Here is an 11,261-nt window from a genome sequence, read left to right as displayed (position 1 = left end):
GAAGAGGAAGACGAAGAAACTGAAGGTGATTGCGTATGAGATACATTGTATATTCAGCAATTCTTCAAATCAATTGAAGAATTTCCTTTAGCTTTCACAGTACCAGATAATCTTTCTCCAATCATGGTAGAGGGTTATACTCTTAGTTGGACAAAATTAGGTTTGCAATGTTTTAAAGAAATTCAAAAAGGAGCTAATGTCAAAAACCTCCCCTATGCATCATTGCGAGGTTTTCTACAAGTAGTATTAGAAGATGCTACGCGAATTGAACCGGATGTGGGTCTTAGCAAGTATGACTTGAATTATCTTAAATCTGATGCTGTGCCAGAACCTTTTGTTTACTTGACTGGTAGCAATGAAGAAAAAATAAATAAAGCACTTCGCCCAATTATTAACGATTGGTTCACAAATCATCTCAGACCTTTTGCTGAAGAAGAAGATATACCAGTAGGCATTATTGACCGCTTAGAAGATTTGCACGCAAGGAGAGAGTTATTACAAATTTCTCAACTCAAATCTCAAGTATTACCTTGGAGTTGGTCTAAACAGACAGGTACAACTCAACCAAAAGACCCAAACAATAAATATGCTTATCGAATGCTTGCAGATTATGTAGCTCGACAAATTGCTGGAAAAGTTATTTTTCCAGGTTTAGGGCCGATAAAACGCACTATTTTCAGCAATGGTACGTTTACTTCTGGTGTTGCAGAACTAATTACTGATCCGATTAGCTTGGAGGATACAAAAGGAAAATTTAGTTTTGTAGTAAGTTTGAAAATTATTAATTACCCATCTTTGCATCAACCTTTATTACAAATTGAAGTTTCCAAACGTCGCTGGCTGACTCAGTTAAAGGCTCCTAAATATGACCGCAATAATATTAACGGTTTCATCTTTTCTCAAGAGCATACTGATAGAGCCTTTAGCTATCAAGTCAAATGCGAGCGAGATAAAAACAGCAAAAATGATGAAAGTAACAAAGAAGATAAAGTAAAATCGGTTTGGAAAACAGATACAGCTTTTGAAATACTGCGGAGTAAATTAAATCTGGGGACATCTTGTAATGGTCAAGAAATTGCTTTAGGTTCAGCTTCTACTAATAGCTGTAAGGTACTTCTAACTTACCGTAATGGACTTCAAGATAATTCAGAAGACGAAGAAGAAACTTCTGAAAAATATGGTATCGAAACAGGTGTACCAGAGATTGATAAATTAGATGCTTTTGAGGCGATCGCTAAAATTCTTCAACCATTAGGAATCGAAATATTTCAGGATTATACAGAAGTAAAATCTAAGCATAAACCAGATGATACAGCATCACGCATGATTAATCTTCCTACACTGCTTGGTGGTGTTTTGGAAGCTCTGGAAACAGATACTAACTTGGAATTTACCCCGAAATATCTCGATCAAGTCAACGACAAACAAATTGATGATTTGCTAAGTAAACACTTTGACATTCGTTTAGAAGGAATTGATCGCGGAAGAAAAGCACTTCAATTTAGCGACTACACAAAGAATCAAACTGATGACCTTCAAGTTATCATTCAAGCAAATCAAACAGCGATGCAACGATTGTATCCCAATGAACGGCCTTTATTATTTATCTTTTATGAAGCTCATTTACAAACAGAAGCGAAACTGTTGCAAAAGGTTACTCAAGTTTTGTGGGGAAATACTCTTGACATAAAAATTAGTCGCTTGCCAAAAGATACCCACGGGCCAAGAGAAGGTTTACCAGGAAAACAGTTGAATGCTAAAGAGCGTTCAACTGAGCGAATTAAAGCATGGGAATCTACTGCACAAAAGATTAAAAAGCTCAATCAGCCAACTTTATGCTTAATAATGGCGCGACAGTTTTATCCAAATCCTAATGGTCAAAACACTGTTAAACCTGATGATAAGGTTAATAAACCCTCAACCCGCAAAGCATTAGCAATGGCTGGTTTTGGTGTCCAGTTTCTATTACCCATCGCCAAAACACGAAAAACAAAGCGTCTTAAACTTGCAGACTTTTTCCATCGGATGCAGTCAGCACTGAAAGATTTAATTTTTGCACATTCTGGTCGCATTGATGATATCAAAGAAAAAGTTGATAAGTATCTGCAAAATATTTCACCAGAGGCTAGACCAAAAGAAATTATTTCAATTACAATCGAACGTAAACAAAAAGGTCGCGTTCGTGGCAAAATTGAAAATACATTTTTAACCATAGCAATGCGCCTCAATGTAGATACAGGAAAATGTGAATTTCGCTGTGCTTATGAGAAAGGGAACAGTTTAGAAACCAGTCCGTGGGAAAGTTTTGCTAATGCACGAGCTTTTATTGCTCAACTTACGCCTATTAAACTAGGTAATGATAAAAAGGTGTGCCAGACTCGATTCATGAAATTTGTGAAACAGATTATTTCTGAATCTGTGGAAGCAGGTAAGCAACCGTTAGTGATGATTGATTATACCAACTGCGTTCAGCTATGGCCTTGGTTAGCTGATAGCAGAATTAATGCTAATCAAATTAACCTTGGTTCGTATCAAGATATGCAGGTTAACTGGCAAGGCGCACGTATAATTCGCATTCGCCAAGGATTTGCCCCTGGTTTTATTGAGAAAAAAGCCAGACACTTAATAGAAACCTCTGTAGAAGATACCAGAACTAAAGAGGAGCTAAAAAACCTGCCACCTGCGCTAGAAATTCCCTCAGCATCTAGTGCAAAAGGGTTATTCCGACTCAGTGCAACTAAGCAAACTGGATGCGTAGCTTATCTATCTGTGGCGCGTGAATTACCACATCAATATACTCGTGGACAAAGTTGCTATCGCTCAACCGACACTTTAGTTAAAAAAACGGATGATTCTAAAAAGCAAATTTCTAACAAAGCTGGGTTAAAGGTACATCAACTCACTAAAAAAGCTCCTTTTACTGGTCGCTGGCCTACTCCCAACCCCCTTGAGATTGTTGTTACCTTGAGACAGCCAGAAGATAATCCTGATGACTTAGCAGCTTTTGTGGAGTCACTGCGCTACGGCTTTGGTCACTACAGCGATTGGACAGCTTTGCCTGCTCCGTTATTTTTTGAACGCGTTGCGCGAGACTACATTAGTGATTTTGCGATCGCAGATGAGGACATTGAATCAGAGCAAGATTAAATATGCTGCCAGTGTAGAAAGAGGCTACTAATAAATTTACAACTTGAAGCAGGTATTATTCACAATCAAACTTGCAGAAACATGACTGTTAGAATGCATCCCGAAGCATTGAAATTGTAAGGGGATGCATTAACAATGCGGTCAATACATTGGCATTGTAAGGTATTACCAAATTTAATTTGCTACAAATTAATAAAATGCTGTACTTAACAAGCCAAAGTTAGGACTCTAACCTAAAACTTGAGTCTATTGAGCTTGGTGAAACCTTAGAACAAGCCCAAAAGCTGGGAAAGGAAACTACTACCTTGAATTGGGTATAACCCGTATGCTCTATGGCTTCAAGTCACTTTTCTAGATTTTACAATATTAAGTAAGACATAAAAATAACGCTTCAATTATATGAAAATACTCTCATCAGAGCTAGTCCATTTGGGATTTGGCAAATATGTGCGTTCTGACCAAGTAACAGCAGTTATACCAATAGAAGAGGAGCGAGGCCCAGGACGGCGAACCTTTGTTCACATTCAAGGGCAAAGTGATCCAATTATCGCCTCTCGCGCTGAAGATACTATCATACGTGATTTGGTACAGGAACCACGCGAAGTTACCCAAGCCCGTCAGCAGCAAGAAATTCTTCAAGATTTATTGGTCAATTTAGCTAATGTTAATTCGACTGTGCGCCGAATTAACCGTGATGAAGGTAGTTTGGATCTTGATTTGTTAGAGCGACGAATTAAGCAAGTCCTTGAAAATTAATTGCAGAAGTCAGCAAACTAAATAACGGAGAAAGATATTGCTGAATACCATTACAGACCAAGTTTCAGTATCAGAGACACAAACAAGATCGCCAAGGTTGTGGATACCTGAACGGGTACTGTTTACACCTGCTGCCCTAGATGAAGATTGGGGGCAGCAGATTCTTACACGTGTGCAGTCACTCAACTTACCAATAGAAGAACTATCACAGAACCGTCTGAAGGGACTACGTGGTGAGTCTGAGCGGGATACTTACAACATCGCCAAGCGTACCTTAGCGGTGGTTACTGCACCACCCAGTTCTTTTAAACTGAGTCCCATTCCACCTTCTGCGGATTGGCAGTTTCACCTTGCCGAAGGTTGTCCGGCTCACTGTCAATACTGCTACCTAGCAGGTAGCTTATCGGGGCCACCTGTCATCCGCGCTTTTGCTAACTTACCGCAGATATTAGAGAACTTAGCGAACTACGAGCAACAGGGTAAAAACACAAGTTTTGAAGTTAGCTGTTACACAGACCCATTGGGTATTGAGCATTTAACTGGAAGTCTTGCTGAATGTATCCGTTACTTTGGCACTCGTAGCGATGCACATCTACGTTGGGTATCGAAGTTTGATGCTGTGGATGGATTACTCGATTTACCACACAATGGGCATACTCGCTGTCGGACAAGTGTTAATGCCGCACCGATTTCTGGTAAGTTTGAAGGTGGCACAGCATCCGTAGCATCCAGACTGAATGCGTTACGACGGCTGGCGTTACCACAAGAGCGCGGCGGTGGCGGTTATCCAGTAGGCTTGGTGATCGCGCCAATTATGCCGATAGACGATTGGCAGATGCACTATAGTCGTTTGTTTGACCAGATAAACGAGGCACTGGATTTTGAGTGTGACCTTACCTTTGAGTTAATCTCGCATCGGTTCACACCTGGGTCAAAAGAAGTGTTACAAACTTGGTATCCACAATCAAAATTAGAGATGGATGAGGCAAAACGCAGCGTCAAGCGTAATAAGTTTGGTGGGACGAAGTACGTTTATGAGAAGGACACAATGAAGGCGTTGCGTAGCTTTTTTGAGAATGAGATTAGTAGGCGCTTTCCAAATGCTGAAATTCTGTATTGGACTTAGAAGACTACTTCGCTCAAAAACAGTTTTAACAAATTAATTATTGGGCAAGAGAGCGATTGATATATTATGCGATCGCTCTTTTTACAATTGCTCAAAAGCTGGTGCGTTAGGAAAGCCATAACACACCCTAACTTTTGATTTACTTTCTTACCTTTGAAACCTACTAATGCATTAAGTCAAAATCTACTGTAAGAGCTATTGCAAGTTCGACTTGCCCGATACCTGGGTTGGGCTACGTCCACTCAAAGGGGGATAATTTGGGCAGACTACAGGCGGCGTTATACATTAATAAGTGTATCTGCAATACCGGACTTGTTCTGGCTTAGTCTCAATAGCAAAGGTTTGGAGATGTTTACTTTATCAGAAACTTCTATCCTGGCGGCAATCCTACTGTTAGCTTTAGGCATTTTGGGCTGGGGCTTTTATCGCGCCAGACCTTTTGGTAAACTGGGAATCTTAGCCTGGTTACAGTCTGTGGTGTTGATGACTCCCTGGCTCCTATTTTTTGGATTGTTTGCCGCAGGGATTTACATCAATATAGCGGGTATATTGTTCTTAGTAGTGACTTCCGCAGGATTGTACATCTACTTAGGCAGCCAGTTACGCGCAGCTGGGCAAGATGCCATCCTTAAGCAACGCGCAACAGACAGAATCGCCGCTGATTCTTTACTTGAAGCGAAATCCCCACAACCAACAGCAGCAGAATTGAAACCAGAGATACCGCCGATACCAGAAGAAGACTTAAATGTAGTTAAAGGTATTTTCGGTATCGATACGTTTTTTGCTACAGAAACGATCGCTTACCAAGATGGAGCCATTTTTAAAGGCAATTTGCGGGGCGAACCAGAAGAGACTCACAACCGTCTAACTGCAAGTTTGCGGCAACGCCTTGGCGATCAATATCGCTTGTTTTTAGTGGAAAATACAGACGGCAAACCAGTGGTGATTGTCCTGCCGAGTCGCAATGATCCCCGGCCAATGTTGTTATCGCAAAAAGCTTTTGCAGGTATTCTGTTGATAGCGACCATTGCCACAAGTTTAGAAGCTGCGGGATTACTACTGAATTTTGATTTCTTTGCCAATCCAGAGCGATTTCAAGAAGCTTTGCCCATAGGCGCTGGGATATTTGCGATTTTAGTAGTTCACGAAATCGGTCATTGGTTACTTGCCCAGCGTCACAAAATCCGCCTTAGCTGGCCCTTCTTTTTACCAGCTGTGCAAATTGGTTCTTTTGGTGCAATTACCCGCTTTGAATCTTTGTTACCCAACCGCAAGGTACTATTTGATATCGCCTTGGCAGGGCCAGCCGCAGGTGGTATTGTCTCTTTGTTAATGCTGGTAACGGGCTTGCTGCTTTCCCACCCAGGTAGTTTATTTCAATTGCCCAATCAGTTTTTCCAAGGGTCGATTTTGGTGGGAAGTTTGGCGCGAGTTGTCCTTGGTTCGGCGTTGCAGTCATCCCTGGTAAGTGTTCATCCCTTAGTGATAATTGGTTGGCTGGGGTTAGTAATTAACGCTTTGAACTTAATGCCAGCAGGACAACTCGATGGTGGGCGTATTGTTCAGGCGATTTATGGACGCAAAACCGCAGGACGAGCAACAGTAGCAACTTTAATTTTACTGGCGCTAGTGTCTCTCGGTAATACTCTTGCTATGTACTGGGCGATCGTGATTTTCTTCTTGCAACGAGATCAAGAACGCCCCAGCTTAAATGAAATCACTGAACCCGATGACGCTAGAGCCGCTTTGGGTCTTTTGGCTCTATTCTTGATGATTAGTACCCTTCTACCCTTAACTCCTGGCTTGGCTGGGCGTTTGGGAATAGGATAGAGAGACGCGATTAATCGCATTTGGAGTAGAGACGCGATTAATCGCGTCTCTACAAGAGTTTGAAGAATTCTCCCCATCTCCCCACTCTCTACTTCCTACATTTCTATGGTTTCCAACCTGCAAGCAAATTTGGGTAAGCCGTTGGTGTGGGGAAAATTTTCTGGAAGGCAGTTTGACGCTCTTGAGGCTTTTCTTTGCTCATGTTCCAAAGGGTTTCATAAAAAAAGAAAGAGACTCCGGCAAAATTGCGATCGCGTACTTTTTGCACTTGTGTCTGAATCTGTTGCATCGGTACAGATCGATTTTTCAACCCAGCCAGAATACCCACACTCACTGGAATATGGGCCTTTGCCGCTTTCACTTCTGGATATTCCAATTCGCTAACAAAAACATTTAAATCATCCCGATATATCTGCAAAACTAAGTCTTCAATGATTCCCATCCGTTCCCACTTCTGCCAGTCTGCTAAAAAGTATTCGTAGGAAAAACGCTGAGGATTAGGAGCAACAGAAACTATGCAATTTTTTTTAGTAGCTTTGATGGTTGTAAATACCCGCTTCATAAACTCAGTAATTTTATTAGCTCTCCAGCGCACCCATTCTGGATCTTTAGAGTTTTTGGAGGGAGCTTTACCACGGTGTTCTTTTTTGTAAAGTGCCACTGTATAGGCATCGTACCCTAATTCTGATGGTAAGCCAAAATGGTCATCAAATTGAATACCATCAATATTGTAGTTTCTGACAATTTCAACAATTAAATCTTGAATAAATTGTTGTACTTCTGGACGGAAAGGATTTAGCCAAACACGATTATGCGTCCCTTCTTTAACAATCCGAGTCCCGTCGCTGCGACTGGTGAGCCATTGGGGGCGATTTTTAGCTAATAGAGAATCTGCTGGTGCCATGAAGCCAAATTCAAACCAGGGAATCACTGTTAACCCTTTTTGATGTCCCACATCAACAATTTCTTTGAGGATATCTCGCCCTTTTAAACCGGGTGTAGGATCAAGCGATCGCCCAATAACTTTTTGTGCAACCTTGCTGGGATACAATGTATATCCCCAATTCCAAACCGCCGGATATATGGTGTTAAAATTAAGTTCGTCAAGTCGTTGCAAAGATGCCTTGAGGCGATCGCGCTCAAATAGTACATCACTATCAATATTTGTTAACCATACTCCTCTTAACTCAGATGCTGGCGTTTGCGGCAGGGTAATCTGAGCGTTCAATGGGAACGATAGCATCACCGTAGCTACCACACTCAAGGTAGCTATAACGGCAAACAAAAGAGACTTTCTGCTTTGGGGAGTATTCCACCAAAAAGGAAACTCAACACACCACTTTACAAACCTTTTCATCATTTGCTACAAACATCATCAAAGTATGAACAATCAGCATAAATAGCGATCGTTTCGATTGTAAGCGCTAAAACAATCGCTATTCATGCTGAGGTTTATTATTTGGCGCTGGCTATGAGTTGATTCCAGGCTTTGACTGCTGCTTGTAAATTCTTTGGCAGGTTATTTTGAGAAATATCGTTATACTCAACCGTACCCTCAAGGCTAGTAAGAGTGTAAGTAATAAAATCAGCAGAACCACTGGGGGCTGGGTACCTCAGATTTTTGAATTGACTAAATTGAGAACGTTTTAGCGATCGCACAAATTTTTGCACCTGTTGCACAGGAACGCGGCGAACACTACGTTCAGAATCATTGGCATCACCAATCCGTACCCGAATTAATTGTCCATCTTTGAGCAAAACAGTCTCGTAAGTTCTGCCAATAAAACCACCACTGGAAATTTCTCGAAATACTATATATCCAGGTAACGGTGGTGGTAACTCACTGACTGGAATTTGCACAGGGGACAGTGGACTTGAGCTAGCCTTTTCATTCAGCCTGAGTGCGGAACCTGTTTGATTGGTATGATAAACCAGGGTTTGGTCACCAATTCCTACAACCACCCGCCAACCCGGTACCAAAGCTTGGGTACAGAATTCATCAGCATTAGCTAATTCTAAACAGCCATCTCTCCAAGTCTGCTGTTGAGCCTCAATGATTGTTAGCTGAGAAATTGGCTGTTGTAAACGTTTAGAGGCGGCTTGTAAAACAGCATTTTTTACAGATGCGGGTAATGTATCTGACACCGCATTAGCTACTGGACGTAGTAAGCCGTTTGGTTTAATACTCTCTTTGAGAACTTCATTGCTTGTTTCTAGCGATAATTTCGCAGAAGCGCCCGTAGCACCTTTGACAAGTGTTAAACCGCTAGCTACAGACAAAATTCCAGTCAGAATCAAAGCAGCGAAAATTCGCGTTTGATTAACGTTAAAGTAGTTTTTCAGCATGAATTTCATAGTAAGATAGGAATCTTTGCTAAGAGTTATATAACTCATAAATAGTATCTAGTCACTAATAGACAATAAAGTATATAATTCCAGAAATTGGCCGGTTGTAATTAACTTAGTACTTGTCTTCTGACACAGATATAAAGACAAGACGCTAACGTAGTGATTTTTTGTTCCTTATAGCGATTTTTTCTGTACTTTACCTATGCGGGAACCGTTATATAGAAATTTTGGATGAAAATGCACTCAATCAAAACGTTTTATAGCCCAACGGCAATCAAGCAAGAACTCAGAAGCTCATCAGAATTCATTATTATGAACAGTTTGTTGGAGAAGAGAATCCACACCCCTGTTTAGAAAAATAACTTGCCAGGAAAGCTTACAATGCTTTTGCGTAACTCTGGTAAGTGAGGGTTCAATAAAAGAAATTTTATAAAATAATGTGACAGAATGTAGCTTAAATTTTGCTTGACTCAACCTAGTATGTACAAGATTTTGCAAGTAATTTCAGCCAATATTAAGCGCTGATGGCTTGCTGTTCAGCTTCAACTAACTGATTGTTAGGTACATCAAATCTAATGGTAGTGGCTGCCCAGTCTTTAAAATCGGGTGCTAGCCAGACTAGTTTGCACAGAATTTCATCATTTACCCACAATACCAACGGAAACCGAAACTGTTTCCGAAACTCATTTCGCATGATATTGGTACTGATGATGAGTTGGTTGATGTCGGCTACAGATTCTAAACCTCGTACCATCAAAGCTTCGGGTTGAGTAGCACCAATTCCATTTGTAATAGCTGTATACAAAGTGTCTGCCGCAGGTGAGAGTATAATTTCGTGTATGTCTGCTGATGAAAATTCTGTTAGCACATTCAGCACGTGCTGCTGCCTTTCAACACAGTTACAACAGGCTAATATCAGCGAGAATTCCCCAGCAGAAACCATCATCGCTCTTGCCAGCCTGTTAGTGGCTGTTGTGCTTCTAGCTGTGCCGTTTTCCGAATTACTTAAGCTGATCATTAAAAAATCCTGGTTTGAATTTTAAAAATATTTGAGTAATATTTCAGTTATTCTACTCTATAAATTTTTACTTAAAAGTGTTAAATAGGTAATTTTGATGAAGTTTTTCTCTAAATACCAAGCATAATACTACGCATTTTTAACTAAGAAGTATATATATCGTGTATTATGCCACACTTACAATTAAGGGATAATGTAAAGGTAGTAACAAAATCATGTAAACAAAAGATAATGCAAGCATAAGGAAGCAAGTAAGAAATTAGCAATTTAATTAAACGCTATTTTCATAGATTTTGGCATCTACCATTCTTTAAGTAGCTATTTCTTAATATAATGTTAAAAAAATGCTCAGTATTAAGTTTATCAATAAACATTGAGAAATGGGAGAAAACTTACCTGGCCAGTGGTTTCCCACCGCCTACAGGAAGCTAGCTAAAAATCATTTTCCCTTGCCAAACCGTTTCGGGACGGGTGTAGAGTATTGAAAAAGAGCCAAGAAAGCAGATGGTCAGTGAACGTACCCCAAGTGGATCGGGGAACTCAAAGTTATGTCCCCCCCTTCATTCCACAGTCGTTAGGGACATCCAAAAATTAAATTACTCAATTCCTGCGTCCAATAGGACTGTCCGATTTCTTTTTGCCCTGCTTCCTCTACTTCCTCTGCTTTACTTGCTCACCAAAGCGATTGATTATTTTTTTATTTGGAAGTCCGTTATTGATGGGGTCATTTCCCTGCTTCCTGTGATCTTCATGATCAGTCTTTAAGCGGACATGATATAACTCATCCGTTTGATAGAACTGTAGAACGAAGATATCGTCTCGTTAGTCAGAGGACATCGAATTTTGGCGTTGCATAAATGCGGGATGAATTAACTAAATACAGGTATTTCTCTATACTTCAAGTAATGGAGTAACAAGCGAATTGAGTATTTAAGCATATCTACTGACTTGGAATAGCATAATGTTTTGCGATGTAGGCGTGCCAGATAATGACGTAAACGTGTATTTTCACCTTCTACTCTGGTCATATATGTT

The 11,261-nt window shown here is 40.5% G+C and carries 8 protein-coding genes; 4 read left to right on the top strand and 4 right to left on the bottom strand.

Translation table 11 applies throughout. The features are described 5' to 3' along the window. Window positions 1–45: 45 nt before the first annotated feature. The 4 genes from H6G96_RS25315 to H6G96_RS25300 all read left to right on the top strand — a co-directional run bounded on the left by H6G96_RS25315 (window position 46) and on the right by H6G96_RS25300 (window position 6,859). A complete protein-coding gene (locus tag H6G96_RS25315; protein ID WP_190914631.1) occupies window positions 46–3,147 on the top strand; it encodes an RNaseH domain-containing protein in 3,102 nt (1,033 codons plus the stop codon). A 399-nt stretch (window positions 3,148–3,546) separates the two neighbouring features. Further along, window positions 3,547–3,903 (top strand): hypothetical protein, encoded by a 357-nt coding sequence (locus H6G96_RS25310; protein ID WP_190914629.1) that lies wholly within the window; start codon window positions 3,547–3,549, stop codon window positions 3,901–3,903. Window positions 3,904–4,006: 103 nt separating this feature from the next. Beyond that, window positions 4,007–5,029, top strand: coding sequence for a spore photoproduct lyase family protein (locus H6G96_RS25305; RefSeq protein WP_190914786.1), 1,023 nt, complete (start codon window positions 4,007–4,009; stop codon window positions 5,027–5,029). Window positions 5,030–5,377: 348 nt separating this feature from the next. Next, window positions 5,378–6,859, top strand: a complete 1,482-nt coding sequence (locus H6G96_RS25300; protein ID WP_190914627.1) for a site-2 protease family protein — start codon at window positions 5,378–5,380, stop codon at window positions 6,857–6,859. Window positions 6,860–6,962: 103 nt separating this feature from the next. Here H6G96_RS25300 and H6G96_RS25295 read toward each other — a convergent pair whose 3' ends face one another. The 4 genes from H6G96_RS25295 to H6G96_RS25280 form a co-directional block, all read right to left on the bottom strand. Then, window positions 6,963–8,216 (bottom strand): glycoside hydrolase family 10 protein, encoded by a 1,254-nt coding sequence (locus H6G96_RS25295; RefSeq protein ID WP_190914784.1) that lies wholly within the window; start codon window positions 8,214–8,216, stop codon window positions 6,963–6,965. A 98-nt stretch (window positions 8,217–8,314) separates the two neighbouring features. After that, window positions 8,315–9,214 (bottom strand): hypothetical protein, encoded by a 900-nt coding sequence (locus H6G96_RS25290; protein ID WP_190914625.1) that lies wholly within the window; start codon window positions 9,212–9,214, stop codon window positions 8,315–8,317. Between the two features lie 508 nt (window positions 9,215–9,722). Further along, a complete protein-coding gene (locus H6G96_RS25285) occupies window positions 9,723–10,226 on the bottom strand; it encodes a hypothetical protein (protein WP_190914623.1) in 504 nt (167 codons plus the stop codon). A gap of 869 nt (window positions 10,227–11,095) precedes the next feature. After that, a partial coding sequence (locus tag H6G96_RS25280; protein ID WP_190914621.1) for an IS1 family transposase occupies window positions 11,096–11,261 on the bottom strand: 166 nt, incomplete at its 5' end.

The organism is Nostoc sp. FACHB-892, assembly GCF_014698795.1.
Taxonomy (GTDB): Bacteria; Cyanobacteriota; Cyanobacteriia; order Cyanobacteriales; family Nostocaceae; genus Nostoc.
Note: the sequence above shows the minus strand (reverse complement) of the source record. Positions and strands in the feature narration are given on the sequence as shown.